The sequence below is a fragment of the Rhodococcus sp. IEGM 1366 genome (assembly GCF_033142425.1).
Taxonomy (GTDB): domain Bacteria; phylum Actinomycetota; class Actinomycetes; order Mycobacteriales; family Mycobacteriaceae; genus Rhodococcus_F; species Rhodococcus_F globerula.
In genome coordinates, this window is record NZ_JAWLRZ010000026.1 from 1 (window position 1) to 17,712 (window position 17,712).

Consider the following 17,712-nt stretch of genomic DNA (forward strand, 5'->3'; position numbering starts at 1 on the left):
GACGCCGAGCCGCTCCGCGGTCTCCGGGATAGAGAGTGAGGAGTGCACCAGGTTCTGCATGCGGATATCGCGGTCTATTCGCGCTGATGCTGCTGCCGCCGGATCGGCGACGAATCCGGCCTTGTCGAGAAACTGGGCGTCGTGGGCAGAGAGGACTGGTGTGGTGGCACTGCGTTCGGAGGCGAGGCCTTCGAGGATGTGCCAGAGATGACTTCGGTCCAGGTCGGTACCGGTGACCTCTTTCAGTGCGTCTTCGAAGGGAAGGTCACCATGCATGAAGCGGTCTCGGGTGCTACTGGTCGCTGCGTCCGACATCTCCGAATCCTTTCGTAAATTTTCGCCCGTGAATCAATGATAGCGCACGGGGTGTGTGGCGGCCACCGATCAGATTCCCCGCAGCTCACCAAACCCGGCGTACGTCGAACTTCTGCGACCCAGCACGCTCGCCGACGACACTGCTGGCAGATCCCACCTTGACCGCCACCAGGCTGCGGCCCCTTGTTCTATGACGCAATATCGAGGCCGCGAACATGGACGACGACAACCTTCGTTGGCAGTGGAACTCGGACTCGATACCCTCGAAGGCACTGACCTCAGCACACTGCCGACACGATGAGCCAAACCGCTCCAGACCTAACCAGACACACAGAACACAATTGCTCAGTACCTACTGTCGCACAATGTAATTGGATGCAAATTGCCGTGATTGTCGGCAAACATCATGACATGCTGACGGGGTCACCGAGTTCAATGCAGGTCGTCCACGGTTCGGGTTCCGATACGGAGGTGATCAACCGCAGCTTATGGTGGCCGAACCGTCGAAGTGCACGACCGCACGTTATGTCGCAGCGAGGCCCGAACGGCCCAGCAGTGTCCAGAAAAGGAACGTCAGTCACATTCGCCCACAGCACCATGGTTGAATCTTCAAAAATATTGCTTTGGAATTGCTGACTCTGGGAGATGGATTCACCTCGCAATCTCCGAACGCTCCAAATCCTGAGGTCCGGTTTCGCAGTGCTGCATTTTCTGCCGCACCCGCGCCGACCCGCCCCACCGGGCCCTCATCACCGGAAGCCACGTGGTGAGGGGCAACTCGGTATGGCTAGCCGCTCACCTGTGTTGTGCGCTCAATGCGAATGACGTGGTCCGATCCCCGTCTCTTCAATGACCGATTCGGGGGGTTACATCGACAACACTCCCACGAAAAAATCGCCCTACACCCCGCTGCTCGGTTCTGACACAATGGTTATCGTGGCCTACCTGGTCAAACCTGGACATCGCGCGCCGCCGGTGAGTTCACCTGTGCCGGTAGACACTGCGCTCCCCCGGGTGTGCGTCATCGGCGCCGGATCATCGGGTATTGCCGCCGCCAAAGCGCTGTATACCGCAGGCATTCCATTCGACTGCTTCGAAAAAGGCAGGGTGATCGGCGGCAACTGGGTCTACGACAACCCCAACGGCCAGTCCGCCTGCTACGAAACGTTGGAAATCAACACCTCCTGTCCACGCATGGCGTACTCCGATTTCGCGATGCCACCCGACTATCCGCCGTACGCGCGGCACGACCAGGTCCACGCCTACTTCGAGTCCTATGTCGACCATTTCGGGTTCCGGCACACCATCACCTTCGACACCACCGTCGAGAACGTCCGACGCGAGCACGACGGCGCCTGGTCGGTGCGCACCAACGGTCCCACCGGTGAACACACCAAAACCTACGACGCTGTCCTGGTTGCCAACGGGCACCACTGGGACGCGCGCTGGCCAGAACCCACCTATCCAGGCACCTTCAGCGGAACGCAGATCCATGCTCACGACTACCGCAATGCGGACCAGCTCGCGGACCGCGATGTGGTCGTCGTCGGTATGGGAAACTCGGCACTCGACATCGCCGTCGAAGCATCGAAAGTCGCTCGCAGCACCACCCTGTCCGTGCGGCGCAGCCAGTGGGTACTGCGCAAGATGCTCTTCGGCAGGGCAGCCGACCAAGTCGCATTGCCAGGATGGATGCCATGGTGGGTTACCGGAGCCAGATTGCGGCTCGGCGCCGTCGCCTCAGGCAGCCTCACCCGCTACGGCCTGCCCCAGCCAACGCACAAGCCGAGCCAGTCGCACCCGGTGCAATCCGAGCAACTACGCGCACGACTCGATGCCGGCGCAATCATCCCACGCCCCGGCATCGCCCGATTCGACGGCAACACAGTAGTTTTCACCGACGGACACAGCACGCGAGCCGACCTGATCGTCTGGGCCATCGGCTACCGGGTCAGTTTCCCGTTCCTGGACCCGGATCTGATTCGCGCCCGCGACAACGATCTTCCGCTGTGGAAGCGGACCGTGCACCCGGACTTTCCGGGCCTGTACTTCATCGGACTCCTACAACCGGTCGGCGCGGTCATGCCGCTCGCCGAGGCGCAATGCGCCTGGATCGCGGACATCCTCACCGGCCGATATCTTCCGCCGTCCGACGCCCGGATTCGTAAGCAGATGGCAACCGAGCACAACCGCAACAAAAAACAGTTCTACACCTCCCCCCGGCACACCATGGAAGTCGACTTCGACCACTACCTGTGGGACCTCACCCGCGAACGCAAACGAGGCGCGCACCGCGCCCGCGCCCGGCGCTGATCGCCCGTACTCATGCGGGGAAATGACGATTGGTCGCCACAATCTCTCCGCTTCGTCGCGCACAGCCGCCGGATCTGCTCGCTATGAAAGAGCGACCAGCTTGGCGATTGACAACTGCCGCAGCCGGATCCGATTTGGGAGAATTCTTGCGGCGCCTGCACTCCGTGTGAGATACGGGCACCACCGGCATCGTACGCGGACTGACTACACGGATCAGCTTCCTCCCGGCTCTGAACAACCAGAATTCCGCCGACAACTCAGTTGAATGCCCCGATTCGACGAGAGGCACGCCCGGCAAGGTACCCGACGATGACGCAGAGCACACCGAGCAGACCCACCACTGCCGAGACACCGGCAACGGTCCCCCACATTTCGACGCCACTCCGGCTCCGAGTGGCCAGAGCCGGCACCGCAAACGGCCTTGCGCAGCAACCTCGACAATAGGGATTCGAACCCGCAGACATCAACTCCCCACCAGGCTTAGGCACGGCCTCGACGACCCCGAAGGTCCTGTCGCGCGGTTGGCAGAGGGTCACCAACCTGCACAGCACAGTTCGTGGCGGGCGACTACTGGATCCCGGTTATCCTACTGGGACAACATCCTTCGTGATCTTTTGCACGACAGACCGCGGTAGCAGCTCCACATGTTCAGTGGTAGTGACGACGTTCTGAATCATGTTCGGGAGCGGTACGACCAGATTCAGAATTTCGGTCCTAGCAGTCGGTCTTCGTCGGGGTGCGAGACCTGCCGCAGAGTATTCCCGCAGTGGCCGTCTTGGCCGCCGATTCGTGCTCGGATTTGGTGCGCAAGGATTTCGGACAGACCCACTCAGCCGTTCGACAACGGCAGTTTCGAGGAATTCGTGAGTCTCCGCGAAGGAATTCGTGAGTCTCCGCGAATTGGTGCTCCAACTCGGCGATCATGGCATGCGGTACGTGCGGTCAATCTCGCGAACTGTGCGACCTGTGCAGCCACCAGTTCGGCGAGTTACTCGTATATTGGACTGGACACAGAATCTGTTGTTATACAGCATGATACGAGATCATCACTGACGATCCTTGTCACCGTCACTCAGCAGGACTGGGGCGCAGAGATGGGCTTCGACGACCCGGAAATGGAGCCCCTGAGCGAAGGATCTGGACTACCGACTCCAGTCTCTCGGACACTTCACGGCAGAGAAGTCACCCGACGAAGTTACCGGCACCATCACCGACCTCCACCGACGATGAACTGCGCGGCGTCCGTGCAGTCAAACGAATCGCATCCTCTGGTGCTTGTTAGGTGGCGGGACTGTCACAGATCGTCGACGTCCAGCGTCTTCATGTTGAACCACCAATGACAGGAGACGATTATGACCAGCACAACCCGCATTCCGCGGACCGAGATCAAGGGCATCTACGGAGGGTTGATCAAGATGGTGATGCGCAAGATGATCGGTCGCGTACCGGAAAGCGCCGAGACTCTGTGGAATCACCCTGCCGTCTTCAAAGACATGATGAAGTTCGGCGGCAGGACGGCGAAGTGGGACAAGCTCGACCGCAACCTGGCGACTTTCGCCACCATGGCCGCGGCCGCCGAGATCGGCTGCAGCTTCTGCCTGGATTTCGGCTACTTCACGGCCCACAACAAAGGCCTTGACGAGGCCAAGGCGCGCGAAATACCGAGATGGCGGGAATCTGATGTGTTCACCCCGCTCGAGCGACAGGTTCTGGAGTATACCGAGGCCATGTGCCAGACCTCGCCGACCGTCACTGACGAGATGTCGGCTGCGCTGCGCGAAGAGCTCGGGACGCCGGCGCTCATTGAGCTGACCGCCAAGGTCGCCTTCATGAACCTCTCCGCCCGGTCCAACGTCGCGCTTGGTATTCACTCAGAGGAGTACGCCACATCGTGTGGTCTGCGGCCGCTCGCGGCCCCGAAGCCGTAGTCTCCACCTCATGAGTGGAGATCCGTTCATCACCCACCGCCGATTGCTCTTCACAGTCGCGTACGAGATGCTCGGGTCCGCCGCCGACGCCGAGGACGTGGTGCAGGAGGCCTGGCTGAAGTGGACCAACGTCGACCAGGCCGATGTCCGGGACCCGCGAGCCTTCTTGGTCCGAATCGTCACTCGGAAGGCGCTCGACCAGTTGCGGGTGCTGGCAAGGCGGCGCGAGGAATACGTCGGACCGTGGTTGCCCGAGCCTCTGTTGACCACTCCCGATGTGGCCGACGACGTCGAGTTGGCAGACAGCCTGTCCACAGCGATGCTGCTCGTACTTGAGACGCTGACACCGACCCAGCGGGCCGTGTTCGTGCTCCATGAGGTGTTCGACCTGGGGTACGACGAGCTCGCGGAGGCAGTGGGCAAGAGTCCCACCGCGGTACGCCAGATCGCCCACCGCGCCCGGGAACGGGTCGCCGCGCGGCGGCCACGGGGGATCATCTCCCCCGCGGACACACGGAAGGCTTTGATGGCGCTCCAGCGGGCGATAGCGACTGGCGACCTCCACGACCTGGTCGACATTCTCGCGCCTGACGTCGTGGCCTTGGGTGACGGTGGCGGCATCAAGCAAGCTCTGCCGCGGCCGGTGTCGGGCGCAGACAAGGTGGCTCGACTGTTTGCTGCCGGTCTGGCCGGCTGGGGTGCCGGTATGACCGCCGAACTGGCCAATGTCAACGGCGGACCCGCGCTGATCATTTGGTTGGACGGAGAACTCGACAGTGTGGTCTCAATGCGAGTCGAAGACGGCTTGGTCAGCGGGATCTACACTGTCCGGAATCCCGAGAAGCTCTCGCGGATGGTGCAGGAGGCCGCCGTCAGTCGCTGAGGTAGGCCTTCTCGCGGATCGTTTCGTTCAATGCCGACGGCGAAACAACGTGCGTCCTAGCGAGTTGTGCCGCCCTACTGGTTCCCCGTCAACATGTCGCTGCCAGTTGATCGGCGAGCGAATGCAAGGCCATGTCGCTGCCAGTTGATCGGCGAGCGAATGCAAGGCCTCGCCCTGTCGGACCGTGTACTCAAAGGCTGTCGGACCGTGTACTCAAAGGTCACCACCCGCAGGTGCCTGGACGCAATCCGCGCGAGCACGGCACCGGGTTCTGCGCCGGTGCGGCGAACGTGCCGGCTCGTCGCCACCACCGACAGCGCGCGCGTAGTGGGGATACCGAGGGCATACATCGCCTCACCGACCAGATGTTCGCGCAGCATCGGCCGACAACCGCCCACCCGTCACTGCCCCGAGAGAACGGTGTGCGCCCCTAGTATTCGTCAATCCGAATCGGGAGCGTACTACGGGTTCCGTAGCCTTGTGGACTCAGACTATTTCACACGCCTTGCGCGCGGCGTGGAGCAATCGTTCCGCGTCGGCGCCGTCGAGTTGACTGCGATCGTAGGTGACCGAAAGGTACATCATGGATCGAATTCCGATTGTCTTCAAGCCCAATGAGTCTGTCAATACGGCTGGCCGCTCGATCACTGCGCCGAAGGAAATCACGGCAGAATTTGGTGGCGCAAGAGTGGGTGTCTCGAACAGTGCACCACTTTGCCCGGCCTCGAATACAGCAACGTTGCCCGTCTCGTTCGGCGAGATTGCGGCGGTGATTACTGCACGCAACGATGTGTTCATATGAGCGAGGGCCTTGAGGACTGCGGTCACGTCGACTTCGTGCACGATCGTCGACATGGTCAAGTGCGGGCGTTCAATGCTTGTGTCCACGTTGCAGATTGGAGTATGGGCTGCCACCGGTGCGCCGGCACGGGTCAATTGGCGAAGGATACCGTTGGCTGGTGCCACGAGTTCTTGCTCGGCTCCGCCGAAGGTGATCTCAGCTAAGGGGTCGCCGTTTTCTACGTGCGCCCCGTCGGCAACGAGCCAGCGGTCGATCATGCCGCTGTGGGACGACTTGTCGAGTGGGATCATGTGGAGGGTGGTATCGGCGGCGGTCACGTCGGCTGCAGGCTCGGCTCGAGAATTGCTTTGATTCTGTTCTCGATACGAGAACTGTTCGGCACTACAGCGGCGAGAAGGGTCGGGGCTGCAGGGATGCGGACATCTGGCATTCCGATTCGGACTGGCGGTTGCACGAGTCTCGTGCCTCGTTCGACGATTGATGCGACCAATTCAGCGCCCATGCCGGCGAATTCGTGAGCTTCGTGGACCACCATGAGATGTCCGGTGCGCGTTACGCTGTCTGCGACGGTGTCGATGTCGAATGGCCGCATCCACCTCATGTCGATGACTTCGACGGAGATGCCCTCTTCTTCGAGTTTCTCTGCGGCAGTGATGACTTCGTATTGAATTGCGCCCCATGTCGCTATGGTGATGTCATCGCCGCGGCGCCGGAGTGTGGCTCCACCGATTGGTTCGATGGCGCCGTCGAGTTGAACGGTGTTTTTGGTGCCGTGATAGAGGTTTCTGTTTTCGATGACGATGGTGGGGTCGTCGGAGTGGATCGATGTCAGCAGCAGGTCATACGCGTCCTGGTGTGTGGCGGGGATGCACACCTGTAGGCCTGGGATGTGTGCGAAGAGTGCTTCGAGGTTTTGTGAGTGCTGCGCGCACGCCCCGGGGCCGCTTCCTTGTTGTGTCCGAATGGTGATGGGAGCGCGTAGTTTCCCTTGGGAGATGTAGCGGACGTTGGCGGCTTGATTGACGATCTGGTCGAGGGCGACGAGGGAAAAGTCAGCCCACATGATCTCGACGATCGGTCGTCGCCCCACGAGTGCAGCTCCTACCGCGCCTCCCAGGATCGCGGCTTCGGAGATCGGGGTGTCGAAGACGCGGTTTCCGAACTGCTTGTGTAGTCCTTTGGTGACTCCGAAGACTCCTCCGGGGATTCCGACGTCCTCTCCGAAGAGCAGTGTCGTCGGGTCTTCGTTCATGGCGCGCCGCAGGGCGCGGTTGACCGATTCTGCGAAGGTGAGGGATTTTTCGGTGATGTCAGGCATAGAGGTGCTCCAGAACTGTGTTGGGGTCGGCGAGCGGGTCCTGCTGTGCGCGGGCGCTCGCCTCGGCTACGTCGCGGTCGGCTGAGGCAAGGACGTCGTCGATGGTGGACGGGTCGATTCCGTGTGCGAGCAGTTTCTTGCGTAGGCGTGTGATCGGTTCGTTTGCGATGGCTGCATCGAGTTCTCCATCGGCTCTGTATGTTTGGGCGTCGCCGATGTAGTGACCGACGATCCGGTCGGTCATGGCTTCGATCATCGTGGGCCCTTCGCCTGCTCTGGCGCGGGCGACGGCGCGGGCGACGGTCTCTTCGACCAGATCGGGGTCATTGCCGTCGATGCGTATTCCGGGCATGCCGTAGGCGGATGCTCGTTTGAACAGGCGGTCGGAGACGCTCGTTGCGGTGATCGGTGTGAGTTCGGACCAGTGGTTGTTTTCGATGATGAAGATGACCGGAAGTTTCATCACGGCGGCGAAGTTGAAGGCTTCGTGGACGGAGCCTTGGTTGACGGCGCCATCTCCGAATGCTGCTACCGTCACTCTTCCCGACCCGTCGTATTGTGCTGCTAGGGCTGCGCCGGCGGCTATCGGTGCGCCGGCGCCGACGATCGAGTTCTCCCCCATCATGCCGACTTCGGGTACCGAGAGGTAGGCGGATCCGCCACGGCCACCGTTGACCCCTGTTGCCTTTCCCATGAGCTCCGCGAACATTGCGGTCAGTGGGGCGTCGCAGGCGAGTGCCCATCCGTGACCGCGGTAGGTGGGGAAGACCAGATCTCGTGGGAGGTCCAGAGCTCTGGTGGCACCGACGTAGATCGCTTCCTGCCCGCTGCAGAGGTGCACTGATCCGACGACGGGTCCTTCCATCCTGAGTCGGTGGATTTCGCTTTCGAATGCGCGAATGCGTTGCATCGCGTAGAGCTGTTGGAGGCCGACAGGCAGAGCTGTGCCCTCGATATGGCTGTTCATTGTGGTTCTCCTGGAGAGTTTTCTGTCAGATCGAGCGGATGAGTCCGCCGTGCACCGCGATCGTGGCGCCGGTGAGGAATGGGGTGGCCGGCGAGGCCAGGAAGAGCACCGTGTTCGCTATCTCTTCGGGGGTTCCGGGTCGACCGAAGGGGATACCTTCGCCTTGATCTTTGCCCTGTTCTGCGTACTTGGTAGCAAGGCGCGCTGTGCTGATCGGTCCTGGCGCAACGAGATTGGCTCTGACTCCATGAGGCGCCAGGTCTTGGGCCAGATAGGTCGTGTAGGCCGCCACGGCGGCTTTCGCGGTGCCGTAGTGAGCGTAACTTCCGTGTGCTGTTGCTTCCATGCCGTTGATGGAACCGATGGTCACTATCGAACCGGATTGTTGTGCTTTGAAGTAGGGGCTCGCCGCGACGCAGGCATGTACGGTCCCGAAGAGGTTGAGCACGAGCGCGTCGGAGAGTGCTTCGCTGCTGAGTTCCGAGGCGCAGTTGTCGTCGAGGTCGCCGCTGCCACCTCCGGCTGCGGTGACGAGGATGTCGAGGCGGCCCCATTTGTCTGCGACGTGTCGCATTGCTTCTCGCACTGCGTTTTCGTCGCGGACGTCTAGCTGAATTCCGATGATCGAGTCGGTGTTCTCGACCGGGTCGCGGTCGAGAACTGCGACTTTCGATCCGGCTAGGTGGAGTCCATCGACGATCGCTCGTCCGATTCCCGTGGATCCGCCGGTAACGACAGCGACGTGGCCGGTCAGGTCGCTGGTGTTGCCGCTCATGTGGTGGTCCCGTCGGTGACCAGGCGTGTGACTGCCCGCGGGGGGATCTGTGAGGGGACGGGTTCTAGTGTCAGTCGTCCGGTTCGTAGCAAGTTGGTCGCCAGCACTCCTGCTTCTCGAACTTCGGTTGCGAGTGTGTTGCGGATCTGTCCGAACCGTGAAACGGGGACGGATACGGTAAACGAGCCTGCAGGGGCTCCGGCTGCGTCGAAGAAAGGTGCAGCTACACAACATATATCGGGCTCGAACGCCTCGAGGTCGAGGGCGTATCCGCGACGCCGCACTGCGGCCAGTTCGATAACTAGTGCTTCGTAGTTCGAGATGGTGTTGGGGGTCAGCGGCGTCAATTCGACGCCTGAGAACATCGTTCGGACTTGGCTTTCCGGCAGGTAGGCCAGAACGGCTTGGCACGAGGCTCGTGCATGTAGGTTTCCGACGTATCCCACATCGAGGTTCTTGACGGTCAGTGCGTGCAAGCCGGAGAGGACCTGTTGGCGCAGGATCGTACCGTGGAACCATCCACAGACGTAGGCGGTTTCGCGTGTCTTGTTGTGCAGTCGAGTCAGGATCGCCGATATATCGGGGGCTGGTCCGGTGCGAGCGGAGACGTTCTTGGCCAATGCGGCGCCGTGCGGTCCGATGTCGAACTGCCCGCCCGGCAGTCGGACGATGTAGTCACCTGCGCGCAGTGTCCGGAGCAGGTGATAGCACGTACTCTGCTTCAACCCTAGTTGGCGGGCAAGGCTTTTCGCGGTTGCCGTTCCGTTTCGCTCGGCGATGGCTTCGAATACTTCCAGCCCTCGCAGGAGGGTTTGCAGCACAGTGGCTTCAGAAGGTTCGCCTGCCGCGGCATTGTGCTCGACGCTCTCGGTACTCATGACTGCAGCTTCTCGTTGAGCTCTTCTCGTTCACTCCAGGACACCAACATGTGTGCGAGGACTTCTGCGGCGCTGACCACGTCCGGCTCTGCGATCCTCTCATTGGGACTATGGGCAAAGCGCATGTCACCAGGTCCGAAGACCACGGTGGGTACACCTGCCGAAATGAGGATTCCGGCATCACATCCCGCAGTCATTCCTTCGATGCGCTCGTCGATGCCCGCACGGTGCTGTCCGCTGATCATCGACTCGACGATTGCGTCGGTTGCCGGTGTCTCCCAGCTCGGCGCTCCATCGTGATCCCATTTCACCACCGCGGGATGCTGGGCGAGCCATTCGTCGCCTTCGCTGGCGGCGCGAACACATTCGATCAAGGCCTGACGAACTGTTGCGAGGTCTTCGCCGGGCAAAACTCCGATGCGCCCCGACATCGATGCCTTCGCCGGTACCGCCGCGCGCCATCCACCGATCTGGACGGATCCGATCGCGAACGGGACTGCGCTGGGAAAGGGCATCAGAGGATGGGTGTGTGTTTTCGCTCGGGTGCATCCGAGTTCGGTGAGTGCCTGGTAGATACGAATGAGTTTCGGTCCTGCGTCGACGCCGTGCCAGGGAACAGATGTGTGAGCGGCGCGGCCGGTCAATTCGACGGTGAAGAACAACAGGCCGGACGCGAGAGGGACGATCGCGCAATCGGTGGGTTCGAGCACGATGGTGCCCATCCGGTCCGGGATGCGCTCGAGTGCTGCTTGGGTTCCTACCCCGGTGGTCTCTTCGCCGACGACCAGTTCCACAGCGACGTCGAAGGGGAGTTCGACGCCGATGGAGTCAAGGGCGTCGAGCGCGAACAACGCTGCCGCGATGCCGCCTTTGGTGTCGACGGATCCACGGCCGTGGACGTAGCCGTCAGTGCGATCTCCGGAGAATGGTGGGCGGTCCCACTGAGGCTCGTCCAAGACAGGAACGACGTCGATGTGCCCGTTGAGGACGACAGTGGGTAGGCCGCGCGGAGTGCGGAAGTAGCCGAGCACGTTTGCGCGTTCTTCGCGGCGAGTCTCCTGCGATCCACGAGGGGTGGAAGAGACTCGGGAGCTTTCCAGAGTCTGGGTCGTGACGGTCCATCCGCGGGTGTGGAAGAACTGCTCGTAAAGATCGCTGACGCGATCTTCGTGTCCGCTCACACTGCATCGCTGCACGGTCGCGGACAGAAAGTCCAACATGGACTCTCTCGAAGCGTCGACTGCGGCGGCCAGGCGTGTGTCCGACTGAGAACTGACAGTCATTCGAAGAACCTCTCGTAGAGAACGAAGCGTTGGGGCAAGTAAACGAAGTGACTCCCGACACCGTCCAGTCAAATGAACTTCATATCCACTATCTGAAATAATCGCGGTCAGCTGGAGGGTGACCAGGTGAAATGGCGACCACGTTACGGTCATGTGAACTGGATCATAATGTCTTTTTCAAATAATCGAACTATCGGCAAGATGATTGGCGTCTCCGATCCATCTTCCGTCACTGTTTGGCAGCAGCCGCTCGACGCAATAGTTCCAGGCCGACATCGCTTGTCTCATGGGCGACAGCACGCTCGGCCGCCGCAACTTCCGTCGTCAGGGAGACACTCACCCGTGTCGCACACATTGGAGAAGCAATGACCACAACATCTGCCGGCAAGCCGACGCCCGGCGGCCCGCGAGAGCTCGCCAAGAGCACTCCCCCACCTTCTGAGCGCATGACGCCACAAGCACGCAAGGGCATCATTGCCGCGTGCATCGGCAACTTCATCGAGTGGTACGAGTTCATGCTCTACGGGTACTTCGCGACGGTGATCGCGGCGCAGTTCTTCCCCGTCGCCGACCCCACGGCCTCACTGCTACTGACCTTCGCGGTCTTCGGAATCAGCTTCCTTGTGCGCCCGCTGGGAGGAATCGTCTTCGGCTACATCGGTGATCGATACGGACGCAAGGTCACGTTGTCCATGATCATCATGATGATCTCGGGTGCAACTGCTGCGATGGCGTTGGTGCCTTCATACGGTCAGATAGGCGTACTCGCACCGATCCTGATTCTGCTCCTGCGCTGCATACAGGGCATCTCGGCGGGTGGTGAATGGATGGGTTCGGCGTCCTACATCATCGAAAACGCTCCTGCCCGCAAACGCGCAACGTTCGGGGCTTGGCAACCTGTCACGATCGTGTTGGCTATGATGACCGCATCCCTTGCCGCCCTTGCGGTTACCGCCGCAACAGGAGCACAGGTCGACCACTGGGGATGGCGAATTCCATTCCTTGTGGCACTGCCCTTGGGGCTGGTCGGCCTCTATCTGCGGCTGCGTTTGGATGAATCGCAGGAGTTCTCCGAAGCCGTAAAAGAGGATGGCGTCGAGAAGACACCGCTTCGCAAGACACTCAAGCACGACTGGCGATCGATTCTCCTCGTGACCACGCTGGTGTGCTCGCCGACGATGGGCACCTACGTGGTGTTCTCGTACGCGCCGACATTCTTGACCACTCGTCTCGATATTTCGACCGGCGCTGCTCGACTGTCCGGGCTCATCGGAATGGTGTTCGTCGTCGCGATGATCCTCGTGTTCGCGCGGGTCGCTGACCGTACAGGCCGACGACCACTCCTGATCACCGGCGCAACGTGGGTTCTGTTCGCGGCGCCAATTACCTTCTGGCTCTTCGGCCGACGCGATATGTTCTCGCTCATCGTCGGGTTCGTCCTCATCGGCATTGGACTGGCGATGATGTTTGCTCCTCAAGCCGCCGTGTTCACCGAACTGTTCCCGACATCGAGGCGATATGCCGGACTCGCCATCGGCTACAACCTCGGGGCGATTTTGTTCGGAGGCGCCGGCCCGTTCGTTGCCACCGCCCTGATCAGCCTCACCGACTCGAACTACGCCCCAGCGATATACATGAGCGCTGGCGCACTCATCAGCCTTGTGGCGGCACTGTTGGTCCCGGAGACGCTGCACTTCAGCTTGCGTTCGGGCAATCGAACCGAAAAGGAACATCGGGTGGAACAGGTATGACCGATTTCAACGGATCCGTGGCGGTCGTCACCGGCGCAGCCAGTGGGATAGGCCTGGAAACAGTACGTCGATTGAGCATGCACGGCGCAACCGTCATCGCCGTGGACTCCAATCAATCCCTGCTCGAGACGGAGCACTCGTCGAGCCCTGTCACCGCCGCACCCGCTGACGTGACGGACTCCGCATCCGTAGACGATCTGATCCGTCGAATTACAACTGAGCACGGAAGACTCGACATCCTCGTCAACGCCGCGGGGATCTACCGTGACGGGAACATCGTCGATTTCGACGAAAAACTCGCACAGGACCTGTTCCGTGTCAACGTCTTCGGAACCCTTCTGCCATCACAATCCGCTGCGCGCGCCATGATCGAGTGCGAGAACGGCGGCACCATCGTGAACGTCTCATCGATCGCATCCCAACTGGCCACTGACACCAACGGAGTCTACGGAGCCACCAAAGGCGCAGTAGAAGCGCTCACACGCGGCTTCGCCGTCTCCCTCTCACCTCACCGCATTCGCGTGAACGCCGTAGCCCCAGGGCCCATCGACACACCTCAAGCCGCCGCAGCGTTGCACGATCCCGACTACGCCGAACGGATGTTGGGACGAATCGCACTGGGCACCTTAGGGAAACCACACGACGTCGCAGAAGCCATTCTGTTTTTGGCCGGCGGCGCATCGACATGGGTGACCGGCACTGTTCTCACTGTCGATGGCGGCGTGCGCGCACAACGCTAGCGGACACCCGATCGATCTACACCCGAAGGAATTTATATCCATGGACATATCTCATCCGCTGCCCGCTGTCCCGTTCAATCCGGCAACTGTGGCACCGCCTATCGGCAAGTACAGCCACCTCGTCCCCGTGGATCCCGGTGCTCAATGGGTCTTCATTTCCGGACAAGTCGGCGCGCACGCGGACGGCACGATCGGCAAGGGCGCGTACGAGCAGACGCATGCGGTTTTCTCGAACATCGAACAACTCCTGACGGAACTCGACGCCACGCCCCGAAACATCGTCAGACTCTTGACGTTCGTCGCCGGTGTGGAACATCTTCCGGAGTTCTATCGAGCGCGCGACGAAGTGTACGCGCGCTGGTATCCCGACGATGTGTACTGCGGTCATTCCTTGGCAGTAGTTGCCGCACTTGCTGATCCGAAACTCCACTTGGAGATGGAGGGTTGGGTGGCGTTGTCACCAACCTCGGCTGATTCCGACGTCGTATGATGAATTCGCATCAATTCCGACAACTCTTCCCTGCGCTGAATCACACCGTATGGCTCGACACACCAGGGGCACCTCCGGGCGCCGAGCCTGTAGTCCGTGCGTTGCGTGATGTCGCCACATCGTGGTCCGATGGGAACTTCGACTGGCAGGAATGGGATTACACACCCCAGCACGTTCGGGGTCAGATCGCGCATGTGCATAAGGTGGCACCGCACCGTGTCGCATTGATGGGCTCAGTCTCCGAAGCAGCAGCGACAGTCGCCTCGTCACTTCCCCCTGGCCGTATCGCAGTGCTCGATAATGAGTATCGCAGCGTCCTATTTCCATTCAACCGGATGCACTCCGATCGAAACCCCGTCGACAGCGTTCCCGTCGGCGCGCAAGACGACCGCACCGCCAAGGTCATCGAAGCAATCAACGAAGACACCGTCCTGGTAGCAGTGAGCGAAGTTCTCTCGAGCGACGGGGTACGCGTCGATATCGACCGAATACGTGGTGCAGCCGCCGCAGTGGGGGCAAAGGTGTTCGTCGACGCCACACAGTCATTCGGTGTTCTCGACACCGACTATGCAGCGTTGGGTATCGACTACGTAGCGGTACACGGTTACAAGTGGATGCTCTGTCCGCGTGGTGCTGCATGGCTGGTGGTCCGCGACGACGCGATCGACGATTTGAATCCGCTCATGCCGGGCTGGAAATCAACCGAACTGCCACATGGCTATTTCGGCGGACCGATGAATCTCGCATCAGGGGCCGCGAAACTCGATTGCTCACCGGCCTGGTTCTCGTGGATAGGCGCCCGTGCGGCACTGTCGGTCGTCGAAAAACTCGACCGAACGGTGATCAACGCACACGTCACTGCGCTAGCCGAGACGTTCGCCGATCAAGCACAACGCATCGGCTACGCTTCGCCGAACATCGGAAATCGCAGCCACATAACAGTTCTCACCTTTCCTCCGAAACCGGGATTCGCCGATCGTCTCGCAGCATCCGGAATCAAAGCCACCGCCAACGACGAACGCCTTCGAGTCGGTTTCCATTATTTCAACACCGCCGAAGATCGTGATCACCTCTTGTCCTTCCTCGCTGACGAATACACGGCGACATCCTGAACATCCAACAGCCATGCCGGGAGCTTCACCATGAACGAATCGTCATTACTCGATCGGCACCGGGCAGTCATGCCTCGGTGGCTGGCAACCTATTACGACGACCCCCTGGAACTGACTAGCGGGAGCGGTCGCCGAGTGCAGGGCGGGGACGGGCGCACATACCTCGACTTCTTCGGTGGGCTCCTAGCCACCATGGTCGGCCACGACATCCCGGAAATCACCGACGCCATTCAGGCACAGTCAAGCAAGATGCTGCATTCGTCGACGCTGTATCTGATCAGGACCCAAGTCGAACTCGCCGAGAAGATTGCAGCCCGCTCGCCAGTCGACAACCCACGAGTGTTCTTCGTCAATTCCGGTTCGGAAGCCGTCGAAACAGCCTTCCTGCTGACAACCGCGGCACGGCGATCCAACCAGGTCATCGCGCTACGCGGCGGCTACCACGGTCGTTCTTTCGGAACGGTAGCCGCGACGGGAATCCGCGGATGGTCCGCCACATCCTTGAGCCCTCTCCAAGTGACATACGCGCACAACGGGTATCGCTACAGAAGCCCCTTCGGTCATCTCGACGACAATGCATTCACCGCTGCCTGTGCAGACGAACTCAGAACCATGATCGAGACTGCGACGTCCGGTGATGTCGCATGCTTCATAGCCGAACCCGTCCAAGGCGCCGGCGGGTTCGCCACACCCCCCGACGGGTTCTTCGCTGCCATGAACGCAGTCCTCGCCGAATACGAAATCCCGTTCGTCTCCGACGAAGTCCAATCCGGATGGGGCCGAACCGGCCGGTCATACTTTGGGATCGAACACTACGGCGTCCGACCGCAGGCAATCACATTCGCAAAAGGACTGGCGAACGGACTGAGTATCGGCGGGGTTATCGCAGAGGAATCCCTCATGAATTCCCTGACAGCCAACTCCATCTCCACTGCTGGCGGAAACCCGATCGCGATGGCCGCAGGCAACGCAGTCATCGACTTCATCGAATCACACGACCTGCAACACAATGCCGACGACATCGGCCGGCACCTCATACGCGGCCTGAAATTGATCGCTGAGCGCAACCCGCTGATCGGTGACGTTCGCGGATCGGGGCTCATGGTCGGAGTCGAACTCGTCGAACACGGCACCAAGAATCCGGCAGTCGCAGAGACCAATACCGTTTTGGCAGAAGCTCGTTCGCGCGGCTTACTCATCGGCAAAGGTGGGATACATGGCAACGTACTGCGGGTGACGCCGCCGATGACAGTCACACGCGCCGAAGCGGACGAAGCGCTGCAGATCCTCGCATCAAGCATCGAGATCGCCGGGGCACTCACCGCAGCAAAAGAGTGAGTTCGGAGAGCTCCACCGGTTGGAATTCAGCTCGGCGGCGCGATGATCCGCACGGACCAACGGATACCGGAGACAGTGAAACCGCATCGCCGCGCAGCCGCCGCGAGCGGTTCCGGGGCTGGGGCGGTTGGCAAGTCCCTTTCTCCCGCTTCACCGAACAAGCCGACCGCGTTCGGTTCCGCGAGCGTAGTCGCTGGGAGTCCGGCCGATGTGCTCGCTGAAAGAGCGAGTGAAGCTGGCGGGCGTCGCGAATCCGACTTGCCGGCCAGTCCAGCCGATCTCACGCCCGCGTCCAAGTGTGCGGGGACGGCGGCGCGCCACCGGACGAAGGAAGGCCCGGTTTCCTCGGTAAACCCCGCGCTGCAGTGTACGAACGCCTATCCGTTCCGATCGTTGGCAAGCCGCTCCCGCACACCCTGCTGATCCACATCTCGGAAGTTCGATTCCGAGCCGTGGCGCCGCGCCAGGGAACACGGAGGATGGGAGTCTCGGTGCGATTGTGGATAGCGCCGATTGTCGCTTCGACAGCGCCGGTGTCGACTCCGTCGGGCAGGCTGGCCAGCCTGTGAATGTTGATCTCTGTGCGTTCGATGCACATCAGCAGAAATGCCGGTGATCGACGCTATCCGTGTCCTCGACGCTCGGAAAGTGCACGCCTCAGATGATCGTGTAACCGAGTTCGTGCGCCGCGGTGTAGATGCGGTCGGCCAACGCCGGATGACTCAACGGCTGCGAGAACTCAGGAAGAGCGGGGAATGCGTCGCCGGCGCGCTCGAACAACGCCATACACACAGTTCCGGCGTACCGGCCCCGATAGAC

The 17,712-nt window shown here is 61.0% G+C and carries 14 protein-coding genes and 2 pseudogenes; 8 read left to right on the top strand and 8 right to left on the bottom strand.

Translation table 11 applies throughout. The features are described from left to right. Positions 1-315, bottom strand: a pseudogene (locus tag R4P64_RS33700) (hypothetical protein); the annotation flags it as partial. A gap of 849 nt (positions 316-1,164) precedes the next feature. Between R4P64_RS33700 and R4P64_RS33705 the strand changes: the two are divergent. The 3 genes from R4P64_RS33705 (at position 1,165) to R4P64_RS33715 (ending at position 5,439) form a co-directional block, all read left to right on the top strand. Further along, positions 1,165-2,628, top strand: coding sequence for a flavin-containing monooxygenase (locus tag R4P64_RS33705; protein ID WP_317824542.1), 1,464 nt, complete (start codon positions 1,165-1,167; stop codon positions 2,626-2,628). 1,352 nt (positions 2,629-3,980) lie between these two features. Continuing rightward, positions 3,981-4,556, top strand: coding sequence for a carboxymuconolactone decarboxylase family protein (locus tag R4P64_RS33710; RefSeq protein WP_317824544.1), 576 nt, complete (start codon positions 3,981-3,983; stop codon positions 4,554-4,556). A gap of 10 nt (positions 4,557-4,566) precedes the next feature. Then, on the top strand, positions 4,567-5,439 hold the full coding sequence (locus R4P64_RS33715; protein WP_317824546.1) for an RNA polymerase sigma-70 factor: 873 nt from the start codon (positions 4,567-4,569) through the stop codon (positions 5,437-5,439). 197 nt (positions 5,440-5,636) lie between these two features. Here R4P64_RS33715 and R4P64_RS33720 read toward each other — a convergent pair. From R4P64_RS33720 to R4P64_RS33750, 7 genes and pseudogenes are all read right to left on the bottom strand, one after another. Further along, positions 5,637-5,869 (bottom strand): annotated as a pseudogene (locus R4P64_RS33720) (protein adenylyltransferase SelO family protein); the annotation flags it as partial. Between the two features lie 56 nt (positions 5,870-5,925). Further along, positions 5,926-6,558, bottom strand: a complete 633-nt coding sequence (locus R4P64_RS33725) for a 2-oxo acid dehydrogenase subunit E2 (protein ID WP_317824548.1) — start codon at positions 6,556-6,558, stop codon at positions 5,926-5,928. Further along, complete coding sequence (locus R4P64_RS33730; protein WP_317824549.1) at positions 6,555-7,559, bottom strand: alpha-ketoacid dehydrogenase subunit beta; 1,005 nt, start codon at positions 7,557-7,559, stop codon at positions 6,555-6,557. Before R4P64_RS33730 ends, R4P64_RS33725 begins: the two co-directional genes overlap by 4 nt. Further along, a complete protein-coding gene (locus tag R4P64_RS33735; protein ID WP_317824550.1) occupies positions 7,552-8,526 on the bottom strand; it encodes a thiamine pyrophosphate-dependent dehydrogenase E1 component subunit alpha in 975 nt (324 codons plus the stop codon). Before R4P64_RS33735 ends, R4P64_RS33730 begins: the two co-directional genes overlap by 8 nt. 25 nt (positions 8,527-8,551) lie before the next feature. Beyond that, the gene (locus R4P64_RS33740) at positions 8,552-9,301 is read right to left on the bottom strand and encodes an SDR family oxidoreductase (RefSeq protein ID WP_317824551.1); all 750 of its coding nucleotides are present in this window, start codon (positions 9,299-9,301) and stop codon (positions 8,552-8,554) included. Further along, positions 9,298-10,179: an IclR family transcriptional regulator gene (locus tag R4P64_RS33745; protein WP_317824552.1), complete on the bottom strand. Its 882-nt coding sequence runs from the start codon at positions 10,177-10,179 to the stop codon at positions 9,298-9,300. The genes R4P64_RS33740 and R4P64_RS33745 overlap by 4 nt, the downstream gene beginning before the upstream one ends. Beyond that, positions 10,176-11,462: a M20 family metallopeptidase gene (locus tag R4P64_RS33750; RefSeq protein WP_317824553.1), complete on the bottom strand. Its 1,287-nt coding sequence runs from the start codon at positions 11,460-11,462 to the stop codon at positions 10,176-10,178. The genes R4P64_RS33745 and R4P64_RS33750 overlap by 4 nt, the downstream gene beginning before the upstream one ends. A gap of 365 nt (positions 11,463-11,827) precedes the next feature. Between R4P64_RS33750 and R4P64_RS33755 the strand changes: the two genes are divergently transcribed. Genes R4P64_RS33755 through R4P64_RS33775 form a run of 5 tightly spaced genes read left to right on the top strand, consistent with a single transcriptional unit; the run spans position 11,828 to position 16,893 of the window. Continuing rightward, positions 11,828-13,213, top strand: a complete 1,386-nt coding sequence (locus tag R4P64_RS33755) for an MFS transporter (protein WP_317824555.1) — start codon at positions 11,828-11,830, stop codon at positions 13,211-13,213. Then, complete coding sequence (locus R4P64_RS33760) at positions 13,210-13,953, top strand: SDR family oxidoreductase (protein ID WP_317824556.1); 744 nt, start codon at positions 13,210-13,212, stop codon at positions 13,951-13,953. Before R4P64_RS33755 ends, R4P64_RS33760 begins: the two co-directional genes overlap by 4 nt. Before the next feature lie 40 nt (positions 13,954-13,993). Continuing rightward, positions 13,994-14,443, top strand: coding sequence for a RidA family protein (locus R4P64_RS33765; RefSeq protein WP_317824557.1), 450 nt, complete (start codon positions 13,994-13,996; stop codon positions 14,441-14,443). Next, positions 14,443-15,555 (top strand): aminotransferase class V-fold PLP-dependent enzyme, encoded by a 1,113-nt coding sequence (locus R4P64_RS33770; RefSeq protein ID WP_317824558.1) that lies wholly within the window; start codon positions 14,443-14,445, stop codon positions 15,553-15,555. The genes R4P64_RS33765 and R4P64_RS33770 overlap by 1 nt, the downstream gene beginning before the upstream one ends. Before the next feature lie 30 nt (positions 15,556-15,585). After that, positions 15,586-16,893 (top strand): aspartate aminotransferase family protein, encoded by a 1,308-nt coding sequence (locus R4P64_RS33775; RefSeq protein WP_317824559.1) that lies wholly within the window; start codon positions 15,586-15,588, stop codon positions 16,891-16,893. The last annotated feature ends 819 nt before the right edge of the window (positions 16,894-17,712 follow it).

Excerpts from the sequence above, each read along its gene's own strand:
- R4P64_RS33705 (WP_317824542.1), top strand. The coding sequence starts at position 1,165 with ATGACCGATTCGGGGGGTTACATCGACAACACTCCCACGAAAAAATCG.
- R4P64_RS33710 (WP_317824544.1), top strand. The coding sequence starts at position 3,981 with ATGACCAGCACAACCCGCATTCCGCGGACCGAGATCAAGGGCATCTAC.
- R4P64_RS33715 (WP_317824546.1), top strand. The coding sequence starts at position 4,567 with ATGAGTGGAGATCCGTTCATCACCCACCGCCGATTGCTCTTCACAGTC.
- R4P64_RS33730 (WP_317824549.1), bottom strand. The coding sequence starts at position 7,559 with ATGCCTGACATCACCGAAAAATCCCTCACCTTCGCAGAATCGGTCAAC.
- R4P64_RS33735 (WP_317824550.1), bottom strand. The coding sequence starts at position 8,526 with ATGAACAGCCATATCGAGGGCACAGCTCTGCCTGTCGGCCTCCAACAG.
- R4P64_RS33740 (WP_317824551.1), bottom strand. The coding sequence starts at position 9,301 with ATGAGCGGCAACACCAGCGACCTGACCGGCCACGTCGCTGTCGTTACC.
- R4P64_RS33745 (WP_317824552.1), bottom strand. The coding sequence starts at position 10,179 with ATGAGTACCGAGAGCGTCGAGCACAATGCCGCGGCAGGCGAACCTTCT.
- R4P64_RS33750 (WP_317824553.1), bottom strand. The coding sequence starts at position 11,462 with ATGACTGTCAGTTCTCAGTCGGACACACGCCTGGCCGCCGCAGTCGAC.
- R4P64_RS33755 (WP_317824555.1), top strand. The coding sequence starts at position 11,828 with ATGACCACAACATCTGCCGGCAAGCCGACGCCCGGCGGCCCGCGAGAG.
- R4P64_RS33760 (WP_317824556.1), top strand. The coding sequence starts at position 13,210 with ATGACCGATTTCAACGGATCCGTGGCGGTCGTCACCGGCGCAGCCAGT.
- R4P64_RS33765 (WP_317824557.1), top strand. The coding sequence starts at position 13,994 with ATGGACATATCTCATCCGCTGCCCGCTGTCCCGTTCAATCCGGCAACT.
- R4P64_RS33770 (WP_317824558.1), top strand. The coding sequence starts at position 14,443 with ATGAATTCGCATCAATTCCGACAACTCTTCCCTGCGCTGAATCACACC.
- R4P64_RS33775 (WP_317824559.1), top strand. The coding sequence starts at position 15,586 with ATGAACGAATCGTCATTACTCGATCGGCACCGGGCAGTCATGCCTCGG.